We start from the raw sequence: 16655 nt of genomic DNA on the forward strand, positions 1-16655 counted from the left end.
CATGACGACCACTGCACCTCCGCAGGTGGTCGTCCCGCACGGACCCGTTCCGTCCCGCGAGGGGCGGTTCGGGTCCCGGCTCAAGCGCTCGCAACGGCTGGCCGGGTACCTGTTCGTGCTGCCCACCCTGGCGCTGTTCCTGGCCTTCGTCGGCTGGCCGATCGTCCAGACGATCTACCTCAGCCTCACCAAGTGGAGCGGGTTCGGCGACAAGACCTTCGTGGGGCTCGACAACTACACCCGGATGGTCGGGGACCCGACCGCCCACCGGGCCCTGTTCGTCACCCTGCTCTTCACCGCCGTCACCACCGTGGTGCAGACCGTGCTCGGCATCGTCATCGCGGTGCTGGTCAACGAGGTGTGGCGCAAGGTCGGCGTCGTCGTCCGGACCATCCTCTTCATCCCCGGCATCGTTTCCTTCGTGGTCAGCGGCGTCCTCTGGAAGCTGATCTACGACCCGAACGTCGGCACGCTCAACCGGGTGCTGGGCTCGCTCGGCCTCGAGGGCCTGCAGCACATCTGGCTGGCGGACCGCGCCACCGTGCTGCCGGCGATCATGGTCGTCGCGATCTGGGGCGGCATCGGCATGAACATGCTGATCTTCTTCGCCGGCATCCAGGGCATCGACCCGGGCCTGTACGAGGCGGCGCAGGTCGACGGCGCCGGCCCCTTCCAGCGGTTCTTCCACATCACCGTGCCGAGCCTGCGGGTGGTGACGGGGATCGTCGTGAGCCTCGGCCTGCTCAACGGCTTCAAGGTCTTCGACATCATCTACGTGATGACCGGCGGAGGACCGAACCACGCCAGCGAGGTGTTCGGCACCTACCTGTACAACCTGGCGTTCGGCTCGACCTCCGGCTCGCTGCCCCAGTTCGGCTACGCCTCGGCGTTCAGCGTCGTGGTCATGATCATGTGCATCCTCGCCGTCATCATCCAGATGGCGATCACCCGGAGGGCGGAGCGGTGACCGCGACGTTGGAGACCCCCAACCCGAGCACCGCGGTCCGGACGGCGCCCCGCCGGCGGACCGGCACCCGCCGTCGGCTCCCGTTCGGCAAGACGTTCGCGACCTTCGTCCTGGCGCCGATCTGCGCCCTGATGGTGTTCCCGTTCGTCTGGTTGCTGCTCACCTCGCTGCGACCGCAGAACACCGTGTTCTCGGGCCCCTTCTTCCCCCGGTCCTTCACCGCGGCGGCCTACCCCAAGGCGTGGACCTCGATCGAGTTCCCGCTGCACTTCTGGAACAGCCTCTGGATCACCTCGGTCACCGTGGCCGGCGTGCTGGTGTTCGCCACCCTCAGCGGCTACGCGTTCGCCAAGCTGGACTTCCCGTTCAAGAACACGCTCTACCTGCTGCTGCTCACCACGCTGATGATGCCCTCGACGGCGCTGATCATCCCGCTCTACCTGCAGCTGAAGAACCTCGGGCTGCTGGACACCCAGAGCGGGCTGCTCGTCCTCTACATCTCGGGGTCGGCGCCGTTCTCGATGTTCCTCATGCGGGCGTTCTTCCAGACCCTGCCGGACGAGCTCGTCGAGGCCGCGCGGGTCGACGGCTCCAGCGAGCTGACGATCTTCCTCCGGGTGATCCTGCCGCTGGCGCGGCCGGGCATCGCCACCGTGGTGATCTTCCAGTTCCTGCAGACCTGGAACGAGTTCCTGATGGCCAACACGGTGCTGCAGGACACGGACAAGCTGCCCCTGCAGCCGGTGCTGTTCAGCCTCACCGGGCAGTACTCCACCGACTGGCCCACCCTGACGGCGGGCCTGACGCTGTCGATCATCCCCGTGGTGGTCGTCTACGTCCGGATGCAGAACCAGTTCGTCGCCGGCATGACCCTCGGCGCGGTCAAGTAGCCGCACCCCGGCCCCAGGGCCCGGCGAGCCTCGGGGAGCCCACCAGGGCTCCCGGGAGCCGACCGCTCCCCGAGCCGACCACCGCTCCCTGAGCCTGTCGAAGGGCCCCTTCGACAGGCTCAGGACGCGCCACCCCAACCCCAGCACCCACAGGAACGAGCTCCGCCATGCCCATCCAGAACGTGATCGTCAACGCCACCGACGTCCAGCGCTCGGTCGACTTCTACACCAAGTACCTCGACGCCGAGCTGGTCGGCGAGGCGACCGCCGAGCGCGCCGTGCTCGACCTCGTCACCGCCACGCTCGAGCTCCGCGCCGTCCCGGCCGCGGAGAGCACCTGGGTCCCCGACGACCTGCAGCGCGGCTTCCGGCACGTCGGCTTCAAGGTCGACCGGGTCGACCCCCGCGCCGACGTCCTCAAGGGCGCCGAGGTGCCCTTCCACCTCGACCCGCTGGACGCGGAGGGCGGGGTGCGGATCTGCTTCTTCTACGACCCGGACGGCACGCTGCTGGAGCTCGTCGAGGGCGACCTGCAGTACGCGCGGGTGCTCGACGCCGACGGCGTGGCCGCCGAGCGGGCCCTCGGCGTCCCGGACCGCCCGCGCTTCGACCACGTCGCCGTGACGGTCGACGACCGGGCGGCCACCGACGCCTTCTACTCCCCGCTCGGCTTCTCCTTCATCGGCACGATCGAGCAGCCGCACGACCCGCGGGGGTTCAGCATCGGCTACCTGAAGTCGGGCGCTACCGTGCTCGAGGTGTTCACCTACGAGGCGGAGAAGCAGAGCCGCACCCCGCAGCCCGACGCCCCGGGCTTCGCCTGGGCCGAGATCAGCGGCGCGGCGCCGACCACCGGCGTGACGCCGGTGACCACGGCGTCCGGCGCCGGTGTGCTGGCCGACGCCGACGGCTTCCTCTTCGCGCCGACCGGGGGCCCCGCCGCGTGACCGCACCGGGCAGCGAGGACTGGCTCCGACCGCTCGGCCGCACCGGCCTGCAGGTGACGGCGGTGGCCGTCGGCGGCGCCCCGCTGGGGAGCATGCCGGAGAACTTCGGCCACGAGGTCGCCTACGACGACGGCGTCGCGCTGGCCGCCTACGTCCTGGACTCCCCGGTCCGGGTGCTCGACACCTCCAACGGCTACAGCGGCGGGGAGTCCGAGCGCCGGATCGGCGCGGCCATCGCCCAGCGCGGCGGGGTGCCGGCGGACTTCCTGGTCACCACGAAGGTCGACGCCCGGGGCACGGACTACTCCGGCGCCCGCGTCCGGGCCAGCGTCGCGGAGTCCCGGCAACGGCTCGGGCTCGACCAGCTGCCGCTGGTCTACCTGCACGACCCCGAGTTCCACGACTTCGACGAGCTCTCCGCGCCGGGCGGCGCGGTCGACACCCTGATGGCGCTGCGGGACGAGGGCGTCATCGGCCACGTCGGGCTGGCGGGCGGCACCGCGCAGGAGATGCAGCGCTACCTGGCCCTCGGCGGCTTCGAGGTGCTGCTGGTGCACAACCGCTGGACGCTGGTCGACCGCAGCGCCACCGAGCTCGTCGCGCAGGCCGAGGACCTCGGTGTCGCCCTGGTCAACGCGGCCGTCTACGGCGGCGGCCTGCTGGCCAAGCCGGGCAGCACCACGAAGTACGGCTACCGCGAGGCGAGCCCGGTGACGCTGCAGGCGGTCGAGGCCATGCGCGCCGTCTGCGCGGAGCACGGCACCGACCTGGCCACCGCCGCTCTCCAGGCCTCCGTCCGGGACCCCCGCGTCAGCACCACGGTGGTCGGGCTCAGCCGGCCCGCGCGGCTCGATGCCCTGGTCGCCTCGTTGGGTACCGCGCTGCCCGACGCCTTGTTCGACACGTTGGAGGAGCTCCGCCCGCCGCGCGAGCACTGGCTCGACTTCTCACCGTCCTGACCACCCGCCCCACCCCGTCCCACCCGAGGAGACCCATGACCACCCCCACCCGCCTGCCCGCCGACTTCGTCTGGGGGACGGCGACCGCGTCGTACCAGATCGAGGGCGCCGTCGACGAGGACGGCCGCGGATCCAGCATCTGGGACACGTTCGTCCGCACCCCCGGCGCGATCTCCGACGGCACCGTGGGGGACGTGGCCGACGACCACTACCACCGCTACGCCGAGGACATCGCCCTGATGGCGTCGCTGGGCTTCAACGCCTACCGGTTCTCCATCGCCTGGCCGCGCATCCAGGCCACCGGGACGGGCCCGGCCAACCAGGCCGGCCTCGACTTCTACCGGCGGATCGCCGAGACCTGCCACGAGAACGGCATCACCCCCTGGGCGACGCTCTACCACTGGGACCTGCCGCAGGCCCTGGAGGACGAGGGCGGCTGGTTGAACCTCGACACCGCCGCCGCCTTCCGGGACTACGCGGCCCTCACCCACGACGCTCTCGGTGACGTCATCCAGCACTGGATCACGCTCAACGAGCCGTGGTGCTCGGCCTTCCTGGGCTACGGCAACGGCGTGCACGCCCCCGGCAAGCAGGTCGGCACCGACGCGTTCAAGGCGGCGCACCACCTGCTGCTGGGTCACGGGCTGGCGATGAACGCCCTGCGCGAGAGCCGGCACACGGACTCGATCCTGGGCATCACGCTCAACCTCTACTCGGTGCGCGCAGCCTCGGACTCCGAGGTCGACCGCGAGGCCGCCCGCCGGACCGACGGCATCGGCAACCGGCTGTTCCTCGACCCGGTGCTGCGGGGCGCGTACCCCAGCGACGTGCTGCTGGACGCCGGCCTCAGCGACTGGTTCGAGGAGCGGAGCGGCGACCTGGAGGTCATCAAGGCGCCGGTCGACTTCATGGGCATCAACTACTACAGCCGGCACACCGCCGCCGGACCGGAGGACGGGGTCTGGAGCGACCCCTCCGTCCCCAGCGCCGCACCGGGCAGCGAGAACGTCCGGATGGTCGACACCGGCGCCGACAAGACGCTGATGGGCTGGGAGATCCACCCGGACGGGCTCGTCGACGTCGTCGCCATGGTGGCCGAGCGCTCGGGCGACCTGCCGATCTACATCACCGAGAACGGTGCGGCGTACGAGGACCAGCTGGGCGCCGACGGCCAGGTCGAGGACGAGGAGCGCCGGCACTACTTCGAACTGCACACCGCGGCCTGCGCCGACGCCGTCGAGCAGGGCCTGCCGCTCAAGGGCTACTTCGCCTGGAGCTTCATGGACAACTTCGAGTGGGCGTTCGGCTTCAGCCGCCGGTTCGGGATCGTGCACGTCGACTACGACACCCAGGTGCGCACGGTGAAGAAGAGCGGCCACTGGTTCCGCGACTTCCTGGCGGCCCAGCAGGGCTGAGGGCTCCCGCCGGGCCGACGGGTCAGACCGGGTGACGGTCCCGGCCGTCACAGCGTCTGGCAGGTCGGCCCGGTCGGCGGGTTCAGCGAGCGGCCAGGGCCATCCGGCTGGACGTCTGGTGGGGCGTCAGCCGGCTGTGCAGCACCAGGGAGGCCGCGCCGAGGGCGGCGGAGATGTCGCTGGACTTCGAGAGCCCGACCTTCGTGGGGTGCACCGCGCGGACGAAGCTCAACCGCTCGAGGTCCTGCCAGATGCGGCGGAGGTAGATCTCTCCCGCCGCCCCGAAACCCGGGCCGGCCAGGATGATCTGGTCCAGGTCCAGCAGGTTGGTCACCGAGACCAGCGCCCGGGACAGGTAGAACGCGGACTCCTCGATCACCGGCAGCGCCTGCTCGTGGTCGGCGGCGGCCGCGCGGGCGACGCGCTCGGCGTCCTGCCGGATCGTCCCCGGCTCCCCCTGCAGCCCCAGCTCGTCGGCCAGGCCCGGCTGCTCCAGGGCCCGCTCCACGATCCGGGCCGGAGCGGCCAGCATCTCCAGGCAGCCCTGGCTGCCGCACCAGCACGGCGGCCCGTGGACGTCGAGCACCATGTGCCCGATCTCGCCGACGTTGGAGGACGAGCCGCGGTAGATGTCCCCGTTGGTGACCAGGCCGAGCCCGAAACCGGTGGCCATGTAGACGGTGGCGAAGTCGGCGGAGGCCGGGATCCTGCCCACCCAGAACTCCCCGATCGCCGCGCAGGTGGAGTCGTTCTCTACGACGACGGCCAGGTCGGTCGCCGAGCTGAGGGTCTCCTCGATGTCGAAGAGCTCCCAGTCGTCGGCCTGGGGGTTGCTGCGCAGCACGTGGTGCGCGCTGTCCTGGCGGCCCGCGACGGCCATCCCGATGCCCATCAGCGTCGACCGGTCGACGCCCGCCGACTCCACCAGCCCGGCGAGCTCGGCGGCGATCCGGGTGATGACCTCGCCCGGCGGCTCGTGGCCGATGCCGTCGGCGTCCAGCCGGGCGATCACCTCCCCGCTGAGGTCGGTGACGAGGTAGGTGATGCTGGCGAAGTCCAGGGAGACCCCGACGGCGTGCCGCGAGCGCGCGTTGAGCTGCAGCAGGGTGCGTCGCTTGCCCCCGGTCCGGTCGCCGAACCCGACCTCGGCGATCAGGCCCTCGGTCAGCAGCTGCTTGACGATGCGGGAGATCGACGCCCCGGTGAGGCCCGAGCGGTCGGCCAGCTCGATCCGGCTGACGACGCCGCTGGAGCGGATCAGGTCGAGGATCGCGCTGTGGGTCTCGACCGCCGTCGCCCCCTTCAGGTGCTTGGCCACGTCACGTCCACGACCGGCACTTTATTACCTTGGTTGACGAAGTCTCCACCCCGCGGTCAGCCCGTGTACAGGCAGAAGGGGTGGCCCGCCGGGTCGACGTGCACCCGCACGTCGTCCTGCGGCTGGAAGGCGCTCGCGGGGGCGCCGCAGGCCTCGGCGTGCGCGCTCGCGGCCGCCAGGTCGTCGACCTCGATCTCCAGGTGCAGCTGCATCTGCTGGTCCTGGGGGCTCGCGGGGGGCCACACCGGCGCGACGTGGTGGGCCTCGGTCTGGAAGGCCAGGCTCACACCGCCGTCGGGGTCGCGGAGCACCGCCCAGTCCTCGGACGCCTCCTCGACCTCCCAGCCCAGCAGCCGCTGGTAGAAGGCGAGCAGGGCGGGGACGTCGCGGCAGCCGACGTTGACGTGGCTGAGCCGCAGCCGTGGCGCACCGGCGACCGGTCCGTTCACCGGGACCGCCGCCAGCGCTCGAGGGCGGCGTCCACGTCGACGGTGGGCACGAAGAGCGGCACCCCGTCGGGCGGGCGGCGGCGCAGGTCGAGGATCCGCCGGTTGAGGTCCTCCACCAGCGCCCGCGCGACGGCCTCGTCGCGCTGGTCGGCCAGGGTGGCGGGCAGCTGCTCGACCTCCCGGCGCAGGGCCAGACCCGGCGGCAGCGGTGCCGAGATCTTCTCCCGCTCGATCAGCCCCTTGACCCACCAGTCCGGGTCGTGCGGGCCCTTGATGCCCGGGATCGGGCGGCCGGCGCCGGGCAGGTCGTCGAACGCGCCCCGCTCCTGCGCCTCGCGGACCTGGCGGTCCACCCAGCTCTCGTACCGCTCCATGCGTGGCCCCTCCGCAGATGACACGTGCGCCCGAGCCTAGCCACCGCACGCCGGGTCGGTGCGGCTCCGGTGTGCCACCCTGGGTCCGTGGACCCCTGGAGCATCGGGCTGGCGGTGCTGGTGGTCGTGGGCCTGGCGGCCGTCGTCTTCGGCGCCCTCTACGACCGCGCGCGCAACCGGCGCCGCGCCGCCGAGATGCTGGCGCCGCCCGACCGGGTGATCCCGCACTTCCGGGCCGACGCCCCGACCCCGCACTACCTCTCCGAGCTGCAGGCCCGCCGGCCGGCCGAGGAGGCCCGGCCCGCCGTGCTCGACGACGCGACCCGTGCGGAGGTCGAGCGCCAGCTGGCGGCCGACAGCGGCCCGGACGTGGGTTCGGGCTGGGCGTCGGCGGACTTCGTCACCGACGCGGCGACCGGCTGGGCCGTGCTGGAGGACCCCGTCGTGCTCGTCTGCGCCGACGAGGTGGCCAGCCTCCGGGAGCTGCTGGGCCTGCTGGAACGGCTGCTGCTGAGCCGGACGCCGCTGGTCCTGGTCGCTCCCCGGGTCTCCCGCGAGGTGCTGGCCACCCTGGAGGTGAACCGGATCCGCGGCCTCCTGGCCGTGGTCGTGGTGCTGGTGGGCGACCCGGCCGCCCGGGACGCCCTCGCCTCCGGCTGCGGCGCCACCGCGGTCGACCGGGCCGACCGGCAGGCCGGCTACCTCCCGCCCGAGGCCCTCGGCCGCTGCCGCCGCTGGGTCAGCACCGACCGGCGCAGCCTGGCCGTCACCCGGGAGACCAGCGCCGCCTGAGACCCCTACGCTGCCCGTGTGGCGGAGACGGGTGCGGACCGGCGGTGGCCGCGGCAGGTCTACGGCGTCGGCAGCGAGCCCGACCCCCGCTTCAGCTTCGCCAACGAGCGCACGTTCCTCGCCTGGGTGCGGACGGCCCTGGGGTTCGTCGCCGCGGGGGTGGCGCTGGCCGCGGTCGGCCGGCTGGGCGCCGGGCTCGACGTCGAGGCCCGGGTCGCCGCGCTGCTGCTGGTCCTCGCGGGGATGGTCAGCGGGGTGGGGGCGCTGGCCCGGTGGATCCGCAACGAGCGTGCACTCCGGCTGGACGAGCCGCTGCCGTCCTCGGCCCTGCTGCTGGTGGTCACCGGGATCGTCGTGCTGGCTGCGGCGGTGGCCCTGGTCGTGGTCACGTTCGCGTGAGCCGGTGAGCCCGCCCCCCGCCGCGCGTCCCGGGCCGTGGGACCCGGGCCTGCAGAGCGAGCGGACGGCGCTGGCCTGGCAGCGGACCCTGCTCTCGGGGCTGGCCTGCGCGCTGGTCGTCGCCCGGCTGCTGGCGCTGGTGTCCGGGCCCGCCGCCGTGGTGACGGGGATCGCCGCCCTCGTCACCACCGCTGCGCTGGCCGTGCTGGCGCGGCGCCGCTCCCGGCGCAACGACGCCGCCCTGCGTCAGCACCGGCCGCTCGCGGACGCCCGGGCTCCCCTGCTGCTCTGCGTGCTCGTGGTGCTCACCGCCGCCGGGGCGGCCGTCGTCGTGCTGGGTGCGGGCCCTCAGTCGTAGCCGAGCTCGTGCAGCCGGTCGTCGTCGATGCCGAAGTGGTGGGCGATCTCGTGCACGACGGTGATGTGCACCTCCTCGACGACGTCCTCGTGGGTGTCGCAGACCGCGAGGATCGGCAGCCGGTAGATGAGGATGCGGTCCGGCAGCACCCCGGCGTAGAAGTCGCCGCGCTCGGTCAGCGGGACCCCGTCGTAGAGGCCGAGCAGGCCGGCCAGGTCGGGCGGTGGTGCGTCCTCCACCAGGATCACGCAGTTCTCGACCAGTGCGAGCAGCTCGTCCGGCACCTCGTCGAGCGCCTGCTGGACCAGGAGCTCGAACTCCTGGGCCGCCATGGCCACCGTCACCCCGCCACCTCGGAGGCGGCACGCGGAGCCGGGCCGAGGAGCCGGTCGAGCCACCAGACCAGCGCCGACAGGGCGAAGAGGAAGACGGCGATGCCGAGCGCCGCCACGGTCACGGCCGCCGCACCGTTCGCGCCGACGTCGAGGAAGGGGTAGGGGTACCAGCCGGTCAGGGCGCCGACGACCAGGGTGTAGAAGAGCCAGACGAAGGGGTAGACCAGCGCCAGCAGCACGACCCGCCGGTCCACCCGCCGACGCGGCCCGAACAGCACCCAGCCGACGACGGCCAGCAGGGGCACGGCGACGTGCAGCAGCTTGTCGACCGCGTAGGACCACCCGGCCAGGTCGAGCAGCGGGCGGAGCAGGAACCAGTGCACGATGCCGGTGATGGTGATCGCGACGACCGCGTCCAGCCGCAGCACCCGCCAGACCGGCCCGTCGACGTGGGGGTCGCGGGCCGCCGCCACCGTCGTCGCCAGCACGAGCAGGTTCGACAGGATCGTGAAGTAGCTGACGAGGTGGAACAGCCGCTCGGCCAGGCCGGGCGGGTCGACCTCGACCAGGGTGGCGCTGCCCTGGACGGTGAGCACGAGCTGCGCCAGCAGGGCGAACGCCGCGACGAGGGCCGTCAGACCGTGGAACACGCGCGCCGCCGGGGTCGACCTCATGCGCGGCAGCCTAGTGGCCACCGCCCAGGCCTCCGGACACCTGAATCACATTGATGAAACTACACCGGTGCTATCCGCGTGTCGGCTTGCCAGACCGTCCAAATCGTTACTCAACCCTTGCTTCGTCCCCTGGGACACGCTTAGAGTCCTGAGCAACCTGGGGTTCCTGTGACGGACGTGACGCGATTGTTGTGCTGTCTCTCCCAGGGCTCGGGTGCACGCAGAGCCGTCGCCGACGGCCTCCAGGAGGGACTCCGAATGCACGTCATCCGAGCAGGTCTGAGGACCGGAGCACAGCTGCTCGTCTGCGCCGCGCTGGTGGTGGGGCTCCTGGGCACCGCCCCGGCGGCCGCCGCCGTCAGCACCGCGACCGCGACCGAGGCGCTCAACGTCCGCAGCGGGCCGGGCACCACCTACGAGGTGCTCGGCACCCTCGAGCAGGGCCAGAAGGTCAGCACGCTGGGCACCAGCAAGGGCTGGACGGCGATCGAGTTCCGGGACGCGAAGGCCTACGTCGCGGCGAAGTACCTGAAGCAGGCGACGGCGGCCACCCCCGTCGTCAGCACCCCGGCCGTCGCGCCGGGCAGCCTGCGCGCCACCACGACCGCGGTCAACGTCCGGCGCGGGGCGGGCACCTCCCACGCCGTCCTCAAGGTGCTGGCCGGCGGCGCCCGGGTGACGATGACCGGACGCACCAGCGGCGGCTTCGCCGAGGTGGTGCTGGGCGCCCGCACCGGCTGGGTGTCGACGCGCTACCTCAAGGCCGCGCGCGGCGTGCCGGCCGTCGTCGGCACCCGCGTGGCCACGGCCGTGCTGGACATCCGCTCCACCTCGGCGGCCAGGTACACCCGGATCGCCGAGGTCAAGAAGGGCACCAGGCTCTCCATCACCGGCGCCGTGGCCAACGGCCGCGCCCAGGTCGTCTACGCCAAGGCGGCCCGCTGGGTCACGGCGAAGTACCTGGCGACGCCCGCGGCGACGCAGCCGAGCGTCCCCGAACTGCCTCGGGTCACCGGCACCCGCTACGCGACCGCCACCCTGGACATCCGGTCCACCAGCGCCGACCGGTACACCGCCGTCGCGGAGGTGCCGCGGGGCACCGCCCTCAGCATCACCGGCACGGTGGTCGACGGCCGGATGCAGATCGTCTGGAACAAGGCCGCCCGCTGGGTCACGGCCAAGTACCTCTCCACCAGCCGACCGTCGGTCGACAACGGCGCCGGCGCGTCGGTCGAGCGGGGGCTGGTGCCGAACGCGATCAAGGTGCACCGCGCCGCGCGGCTCCAGTTCCCGCGCATCACCACCTACTACGGCGTCCGCCCGGACTCCATCCCCGACCACCCCTCCGGCCGGGCGCTGGACCTGATGCTGCCGAGCTACACCTCGGCCAGCGGCAAGGCCCTGGGCGGTCAGGTCGCCGCCTGGGCCCGCGCCAACGCCAAGGCGCTCGGGATCCAGTACGTGATCTGGAACCAGCGCATCTGGAACATCCAGCGCGACAAGGAGGGCTGGCGCCCCATGGCTGACCGGGGCGGCGACTCGGCCAACCACAAGAACCACGTGCACATCACCGTCTACAGGTGAGCTGACGGGCGGGCCGGCCGGACGGTGCTCGGCGGTATAGTCGCCGAGCACCAGGTCCCCATCGTCTAGCGGCCTAGGACACCGCCCTTTCAAGGCGGCAGCGCGGGTTCGAATCCCGTTGGGGATGCCAGCAGATGTGGCTTTCGACCAGCCGATGGCGGTCGGGCCAGGATCGGTCAGCCCCGCCGGGAGCTCGGACACGGGAGTGGGTCCCTCAAGGGTCTGCAGCAGGGCGTCGAGCCGGTCCGTCCTCGAACAGCCCGCCGTAGCGGGCCAGGGCGAACGCCACGCCGTTGTGCGCCGCCCACTCCGACACCTCACGGACGTTGCCACCGGCGGCGACCAGAAGGGCCACGCAACGGTGCCGCAGGCCGGGGACGGCGAGGCCGTCGAGGCCCGCCGGCTCGACTGCTGGCCGCCAGGCTCCAGGGCGGAGGCCGACCGGAAGAGCGGACCACCCGGCTCGCGGTGAAGTCGAGGGCGTGCGGGTTCTGCCCCGACGCGTCCGCCAGGTGCTGCTCGAGCCGCCTCATCACCGAGCGGTCGATCGGGACGGTCCATCGCCCTCCTGGTCCTGGCGCACCGCTGACGACCCCCGACCAGGATCACCGCGACAAGACCGGCCAACTCGACGCAGCACGGTGCCGCCGACGACGAGCAGCCCGCCACGACCATCGCCCGCTGCGGGCGGGTCGATCTGCCGTGCATCGACGAGCTCGGCTTCTCCCGATGCACCGGTCCCGGGGCCCAGAGACCTCTGCGTGTCCTCGTCGCGGGTCACCACGCTCGATCCACCCTCAACCGACTTCATCTCGAAGCCGCTGGCCGTCAAGCATGCCCGCATGCTCTCCGGACAGCCGTCGGGACCGATCTCCTCCGGTGCGGCCGCCGGCAAGGCGGTCGAACCCGCCGCGGCGGCGGTCACCACGACAGAGTCCCGGCACCGCGCGCAGCGTCGACAGCCCAGGACCCACCCACGGCGAGCACCACGGGAACGGTGACCGTCATGGCGGCGCGTGAGCGCCTCGTCCTGCGATCCATGTCGTCTCCTCCGACGCCTGGCAACGTCACGCCCGCCAGACGTGCGTCCACCCAGGGCCCGCCGTCCTCAGCCCGGCGCGGACTCGGCGCCGGCGGCGCGGCTGACCTCGGCCAGCCGCTGCTCCAGGAAGGTGCGCTCCGCGACGTTCGCCGTGAGCTCCATCGCGCGCCGGTACGACTGAGCCGCGCCGGCGGCGTCGCCGAGGCGGCGCAGCAGGTCGGCGCGGGTGGCGGGGAGGTAGGGGTAGTCGGCGAGCCGGGGATCGGTCGCCAGCTCGTCGAGGAGCGGCAGGGCGGCGGCCGGACCGTCGGCGAACGCCACGGCGGCGGCCCGGTTGAGCGCGACCACCGGGGTGCTCCACACCGCCAGCAGCCGGTCGTAGAGGTGCACGACGCGCGGCCAGTCGGTCTGCTCCAGGGACGGCGCCACCGCGTGCACGCCGGCGATCGCCGCCTGCAGGGTGAACCGCCCCGGTGGGCCGGACGCCAGCGCGCCGGCCGTCATCGTGAGCCCCTCCAGGATCGCGCGCTGGTCCCAGCGCGTCCGGTCCTGGTCGGCGAGCAGGAGCAGCCGGCCCTGCTCGTCGGTCCGGGTGGCCCGGCGCGCGTCGGTGAGGAGCAGCAGGCCCAGCAGGCCGCGGGTCTCGGCCTGCTCGGGGAGCAGCGCGGCGAGGGTGCGCGCGAGGTGCAGGGCCCGGTCGCAGAGCTCCTGACGGACGAGCGCGTCCCCCTCGCCGGCCGTGTGGCCGGTGCTGAAGAGCAGGTGGACGGCGGTGAGCACGCTGTCCAGGCGCTCGGGCAGTTCCGCCCGGCCCGGAACCCGGTAGGGGATCCGCGCTTCGGAGATCTTCTTCTTGGCCCGGGTGATCCGTGCCGCCATCGTCGGCTCGGACACCAGGAAGGCCCGGGCGACGTCGGCCGTGGGAACGCCGCAGACCAGGCGCAGGGTGAGGGCGACGCGGGCCTCGGGGGCGAGGGTGGGGTGGCAGCAGGTGAACACGAGCCGGAGCCGGTCGTCCGGCACCGCGGCGTCGGGCCAGTCCAGGTCGGCCGGGTCGTGCGGATCGACGGTCGCCGGCTCCACGAGCAGCGGGAGCTTGCGCCGGAGGGTGACCTCGCGACGCAACCGGTCCAGCGCCTTGTTCCGCGCCGCCGTGGTCAGCCACGCGCCGGGCCGCTCCGGGACGCCGTCGCGCGTCCAGGCCTGCAGCGCGCTGACGTACGCCTCCTGCGCGCACTCCTCCGCGACGTCCAGGTCGCCCGCGACGCGCACGGTGGCGGACAGCACGAAGGCCCACTCGGAGCGGTGGGCCTGCGCGAGCGCGGCAGCGACCGCGTCCGCCTGCCTGGCGGACGCGGTCGGCTCGTGGCTGGGAGCGATCAGAACGGGTTCGTCGTGGGGTCCACGACCGGGCGGACCTCGACGCCGCCGAAGGGGGCCGGGCACAGCTTGGCGATCTCGACGGCGTGGTCGAGATCGCGCGCCTCGACGACGTAGAAGCCGCCGAGAGCCTCCTTGGTCTCGACGAACGGGCCGTCCGTCACCGTGCCGCCGGCACCCTTGATCGTGGTGGCCGTCGTCGTGGCCGCGAGCGCTTCCCCGCCCGCGAGGGACCCGTCGAGCTCGAAGACCTGCTTGACGAAGGTGCTGTGCGCGTCGACCAGCGCGCCCCACGCCTCGGGCGACATGGTCGCGTAGCGCGCCTGGTCTTCGTAGATGAGGATTGCGTACTTGGCCATGGAGCTGCCTCCTGCACTGGGTCGCGGGCCGGCCTGTCCGGCTCCGTCATCAACTACGACGAACACCCTGCCGCCGGATCGACAGCCACGCCTGGATCTTCTCCAAGATCTTCCGGCGCCGCCGCCATGCGTGCCGGGGTCCGCTCGGCGTGCCCCCGCCGGCCAGGGCTCCGGTCCTGCGCGGAGGTGGTCCCCTCGACCGGGACCTGGTCCGACCAGCCTCGCTACAGTGCCGAGCGTGGTGGAAGTGCTGGCTCTGCACGGCTCCCCGGGGTCGGGGAAGAGCACCATCGCGCGCGCCCTGTCCGAGGCGCTCCGAGCGGCCGACGTGGCCCACGGCGTCATCGACCTCGACGACCTGAGCCTGGTGCACCCCTATCCCGGCCGGTCGTTCCCCCGGGAGAACCTCCGTGCCATCTGGCCCCACTACGTCGCGGCCGCCCCGGACATCAAGGTGATCATCCCGACGGTGTTCGCGGACGAGCACGAGGTGGACCTGCTGCGCGAGGTCACCCCCGGCGCCAGGCTCATGGTCTGCGAGACGGCGGCACCCGTCGCGGTGCTGAAGCAGCGCGTGACCGAACGGGAGCCCACGGACGCGTGGCGCGCCGGGTTGCGGCAGTGGGTCGACGTCTACCACGCCCGGTCCGATCACGAGCGCATCCGGGACTTCCAGGTGGCCACCCACCCCGCGACGGTGGAGGAGTCGGTGCGCGAGATCCTGCGACTGACCGGGTGGGCGGCGTAGGTTTCGCGGGCTCGACAGCGTGCGCCGCCGCCCCCACGGTGGAGGACGTCGGCATCGCCGTCCGCGACCTCGGAGCGACGACCGCCTTCGTCACCGACCGCGGGCTGACCGTCCTGGCCGGGACACCGTCAGGGGCGGGTGGGCGGTCACGGTCGACGAGGCCCGCGAGATCGCCGTGCAGCCCGGCTGCCACCCGCTCGGGGTGTGGCCACCTACGGGGACGTCGACGAGCTCAGCCACGTGCGCGGCCAGCGGCATCATCGTGAGGCCCGCCCAGGAGCGGGCCACGCGCTGGCGGAGTCGGGGCGGCAGCACGCCGCTCAGCACGCAGCCACCGGGGGCCGACGCCCGCCCGGTATTGGCGTGCACCGACGAGCGGCCAGCCCTAGGTTGCGGGCGTGGACCTCTCGCACCTCGGCACACCCATCCGACCGGTGGTCCGCGTCCACGGCGGGTTCGCCAACCGGGTGTACCGGCTCGACACCGACCAGGGGTCGTTCGCGGTGAAGGAGCTGAACCTCCTGGACCGCCGCTGGACCTACCACCTCGAGGACGTGTTCAGGTTCGAGCGGGCGGCGTTCGACGCCGGCATTCCGATGCCCGAGCCCATCGCGGCCGGCGACCGCACGCTCGTCCACCGCTGGGTCGAGGGGGAGGCGGTGCCCGAGGCTCCGGTGTCGGCGGGGTACGCCTTCGAGATCGGTGAGATCCTCGCGCGCCTCCACGCCCTCGAGGTCCCGTGGCCCTCCGGGTCGACCGAGGACCCGGCGTCCCAGGACTGGTCCGAGCTCGCCGAGCGGGCGGTGGCGACCGGTCAGCCGTGGGCCGAGGACCTCGCCGCCCGGGTCGACACGTTCGTCGCGATCGCCGATCTCGTGGACACCTGCGAACGGCCGGGACCCGTCGTGCTGACCCACGGCGACGTCCAACCGTGGAACCTGCTCGCTCGGGAGGGTCGCCCGGTGGTTCTCGACTGGGAGCTCTCGGGACTGCTGGACCTGTCCGGTGAGCTGGGCTCGACGGCGCTGAGCCTCGCGAAGGGGCCCGGCTTCGACGACCTCGAGCCCGCCGTCTTCCGCGCGGTCCTGGACGGCTACGTCGCCGGCGGCGGAGCGCTGCCGCCGCCGGGTCCGAGCTGGTTCGTGCTCATGATCGGCGGCTGGCTGGGGCACACGCGCTGGAACATCCTCCGCTGCCTCACCGGGGTCGAGGTGGGCACCGGCCCCGACCTCGCGCTGTCGCACGCGTCCGTCCGCAACGGGGTGCGGGGCCTCCCCGACCTGTTCGGCCGACTCCCGGAGCTCCAGGCGGTCCTCCTGTGACCGGGAGGTTCCCAGCTCGCGGTCCCGCGCCCAGGTCTCGCAGCACCGGGCCCCGGTCCACCGCCCTCCGACCTCGACCGGTCGTCGCCGGCCGCGTCGTCCTACGCCTGGGCTCCAGCAGGCGATGGCTTCGGCCTGGGCCAGGACCTCCGCTTCGGCGATGGCCACCGCGAAGCCGAATGCCTCGGTGATCCTCGCGGCCGCCGACACGACGCGGGGCGTGCCGACGATGGGGCCACGGCGATCAGCACACCCTGGACGTCCTGCTCTCTCATCTGCGCCCGGGCGGTCGAGGGGCTTCGGCGCCCTGGACGGTGGCTGACCAGGCCCACATCGCGGCGTC

General features: G+C 72.8%; 20 protein-coding genes and 1 tRNA gene. 12 read left to right on the top strand and 9 right to left on the bottom strand.

Features of this window, described 5'->3' with window-relative positions:
- The first annotated feature begins 1 nt into the window (after position 1).
- The 5 genes from BLT72_RS19495 (at position 2) to BLT72_RS19515 (ending at position 5178) form a co-directional block, all read left to right on the top strand.
- Complete coding sequence (locus tag BLT72_RS19495) at positions 2-967, top strand: carbohydrate ABC transporter permease (RefSeq protein ID WP_091415056.1); 966 nt, start codon at positions 2-4, stop codon at positions 965-967.
- Positions 964-1857, top strand: a complete 894-nt coding sequence (locus BLT72_RS19500) for a carbohydrate ABC transporter permease (protein WP_091415060.1) — start codon at positions 964-966, stop codon at positions 1855-1857. The genes BLT72_RS19495 and BLT72_RS19500 overlap by 4 nt, the downstream gene beginning before the upstream one ends.
- 167 nt (positions 1858-2024) lie before the next feature.
- Entirely contained in the window at positions 2025-2804 is a 780-nt protein-coding gene (locus BLT72_RS19505; RefSeq protein ID WP_091415063.1) for a VOC family protein, read from the top strand.
- Entirely contained in the window at positions 2801-3763 is a 963-nt protein-coding gene (locus tag BLT72_RS19510; RefSeq protein WP_091415066.1) for an aldo/keto reductase, read from the top strand. The genes BLT72_RS19505 and BLT72_RS19510 overlap by 4 nt, the downstream gene beginning before the upstream one ends.
- A gap of 35 nt (positions 3764-3798) precedes the next feature.
- Positions 3799-5178, top strand: a complete 1380-nt coding sequence (locus BLT72_RS19515) for a GH1 family beta-glucosidase (protein ID WP_091415070.1) — start codon at positions 3799-3801, stop codon at positions 5176-5178.
- A gap of 82 nt (positions 5179-5260) precedes the next feature.
- Here the strand turns inward: BLT72_RS19515 and BLT72_RS19520 are convergent, their stop codons facing one another.
- The 3 genes from BLT72_RS19520 to BLT72_RS19530 are packed head-to-tail and all read right to left on the bottom strand — an operon-like array spanning position 5261 to position 7319.
- Positions 5261-6496, bottom strand: a complete 1236-nt coding sequence (locus BLT72_RS19520; RefSeq protein WP_091415073.1) for an ROK family transcriptional regulator — start codon at positions 6494-6496, stop codon at positions 5261-5263.
- Positions 6497-6552: 56 nt separating this feature from the next.
- Positions 6553-6945, bottom strand: coding sequence for a VOC family protein (locus tag BLT72_RS19525; protein ID WP_231930176.1), 393 nt, complete (start codon positions 6943-6945; stop codon positions 6553-6555).
- Positions 6942-7319 (bottom strand): DnaJ family domain-containing protein, encoded by a 378-nt coding sequence (locus tag BLT72_RS19530; protein WP_091415077.1) that lies wholly within the window; start codon positions 7317-7319, stop codon positions 6942-6944. Before BLT72_RS19530 ends, BLT72_RS19525 begins: the two co-directional genes overlap by 4 nt.
- Positions 7320-7406: 87 nt before the next feature.
- Between BLT72_RS19530 and BLT72_RS19535 the strand changes: the two genes are divergently transcribed.
- The 3 genes from BLT72_RS19535 to BLT72_RS22400 are packed head-to-tail and all read left to right on the top strand — an operon-like array spanning position 7407 to position 8868.
- Complete coding sequence (locus tag BLT72_RS19535; protein ID WP_091415080.1) at positions 7407-8111, top strand: hypothetical protein; 705 nt, start codon at positions 7407-7409, stop codon at positions 8109-8111.
- An 18-nt stretch (positions 8112-8129) separates the two neighbouring features.
- Positions 8130-8510, top strand: coding sequence for a YidH family protein (locus BLT72_RS19540; protein ID WP_091415083.1), 381 nt, complete (start codon positions 8130-8132; stop codon positions 8508-8510).
- A 4-nt stretch (positions 8511-8514) separates the two neighbouring features.
- On the top strand, positions 8515-8868 hold the full coding sequence (locus tag BLT72_RS22400) for a DUF202 domain-containing protein (protein WP_157720578.1): 354 nt from the start codon (positions 8515-8517) through the stop codon (positions 8866-8868).
- Here the strand turns inward: BLT72_RS22400 and BLT72_RS19550 are convergent.
- Together BLT72_RS19550 and BLT72_RS19555 are read right to left on the bottom strand one after the other, a co-directional pair.
- Positions 8859-9212 (bottom strand): metallopeptidase family protein, encoded by a 354-nt coding sequence (locus BLT72_RS19550; protein WP_231930177.1) that lies wholly within the window; start codon positions 9210-9212, stop codon positions 8859-8861. The genes BLT72_RS22400 and BLT72_RS19550 overlap by 10 nt on opposite strands.
- The gene (locus BLT72_RS19555; RefSeq protein ID WP_091415086.1) at positions 9209-9877 is read right to left on the bottom strand and encodes a Pr6Pr family membrane protein; all 669 of its coding nucleotides are present in this window, start codon (positions 9875-9877) and stop codon (positions 9209-9211) included. Before BLT72_RS19555 ends, BLT72_RS19550 begins: the two co-directional genes overlap by 4 nt.
- 258 nt (positions 9878-10135) lie before the next feature.
- Here BLT72_RS19555 and BLT72_RS19560 point away from each other — a divergent pair, with 258 nt between their 5' ends.
- Both BLT72_RS19560 and BLT72_RS19565 read left to right on the top strand, forming a co-directional pair.
- On the top strand, positions 10136-11461 hold the full coding sequence (locus tag BLT72_RS19560; protein WP_091415089.1) for a VldE C-terminal domain-containing protein: 1326 nt from the start codon (positions 10136-10138) through the stop codon (positions 11459-11461).
- A gap of 54 nt (positions 11462-11515) precedes the next feature.
- A tRNA-Glu gene (locus tag BLT72_RS19565) sits at positions 11516-11591 on the top strand.
- A gap of 84 nt (positions 11592-11675) precedes the next feature.
- Here BLT72_RS19565 and BLT72_RS22405 read toward each other — a convergent pair.
- From BLT72_RS22405 to BLT72_RS19575, 4 genes are all read right to left on the bottom strand, one after another.
- On the bottom strand, positions 11676-11816 hold the full coding sequence (locus tag BLT72_RS22405; RefSeq protein WP_157720579.1) for a hypothetical protein: 141 nt from the start codon (positions 11814-11816) through the stop codon (positions 11676-11678).
- 177 nt (positions 11817-11993) lie between these two features.
- Positions 11994-12386 carry a hypothetical protein gene (locus tag BLT72_RS23385; protein WP_172826124.1) on the bottom strand — a complete coding sequence of 131 codons (393 nt, stop codon included), beginning with the start codon at positions 12384-12386 and terminating at the stop codon, positions 11994-11996.
- 183 nt (positions 12387-12569) lie between these two features.
- Positions 12570-13790, bottom strand: coding sequence for an RNA polymerase sigma factor (locus tag BLT72_RS19570; protein WP_091415092.1), 1221 nt, complete (start codon positions 13788-13790; stop codon positions 12570-12572).
- A 92-nt stretch (positions 13791-13882) separates the two neighbouring features.
- Positions 13883-14242, bottom strand: a complete 360-nt coding sequence (locus BLT72_RS19575) for a YciI family protein (protein ID WP_091415096.1) — start codon at positions 14240-14242, stop codon at positions 13883-13885.
- A gap of 238 nt (positions 14243-14480) precedes the next feature.
- Between BLT72_RS19575 and BLT72_RS19580 the strand changes: the two genes are divergently transcribed.
- Positions 14481-14990 carry an AAA family ATPase gene (locus BLT72_RS19580; protein ID WP_157720580.1) on the top strand — a complete coding sequence of 170 codons (510 nt, stop codon included), beginning with the start codon at positions 14481-14483 and terminating at the stop codon, positions 14988-14990.
- Positions 14991-15388: 398 nt separating this feature from the next.
- Positions 15389-16312: a phosphotransferase family protein gene (locus tag BLT72_RS19585; RefSeq protein ID WP_091415103.1), complete on the top strand. Its 924-nt coding sequence runs from the start codon at positions 15389-15391 to the stop codon at positions 16310-16312.
- The last annotated feature ends 343 nt before the right edge of the window (positions 16313-16655 follow it).

Origin of the sequence: Friedmanniella luteola (assembly GCF_900105065.1) — a bacterium.
GTDB classification, from domain to species: domain Bacteria; phylum Actinomycetota; class Actinomycetes; order Propionibacteriales; family Propionibacteriaceae; genus Microlunatus; species Microlunatus luteolus.

Bases quoted from the DNA above. Each gene is read 5' to 3' on its own strand.
- BLT72_RS19495 (WP_091415056.1), top strand. From the start codon at position 2: ATGACGACCACTGCACCTCCGCAGGTGGTCGTCCCGCACGGACCCGTT.
- BLT72_RS19505 (WP_091415063.1), top strand. From the start codon at position 2,025: ATGCCCATCCAGAACGTGATCGTCAACGCCACCGACGTCCAGCGCTCG.
- BLT72_RS19515 (WP_091415070.1), top strand. From the start codon at position 3,799: ATGACCACCCCCACCCGCCTGCCCGCCGACTTCGTCTGGGGGACGGCG.
- BLT72_RS19530 (WP_091415077.1), bottom strand. From the start codon at position 7,319: ATGGAGCGGTACGAGAGCTGGGTGGACCGCCAGGTCCGCGAGGCGCAG.
- BLT72_RS19555 (WP_091415086.1), bottom strand. From the start codon at position 9,877: ATGAGGTCGACCCCGGCGGCGCGCGTGTTCCACGGTCTGACGGCCCTC.
- BLT72_RS19560 (WP_091415089.1), top strand. From the start codon at position 10,136: ATGCACGTCATCCGAGCAGGTCTGAGGACCGGAGCACAGCTGCTCGTC.
- BLT72_RS19575 (WP_091415096.1), bottom strand. From the start codon at position 14,242: ATGGCCAAGTACGCAATCCTCATCTACGAAGACCAGGCGCGCTACGCG.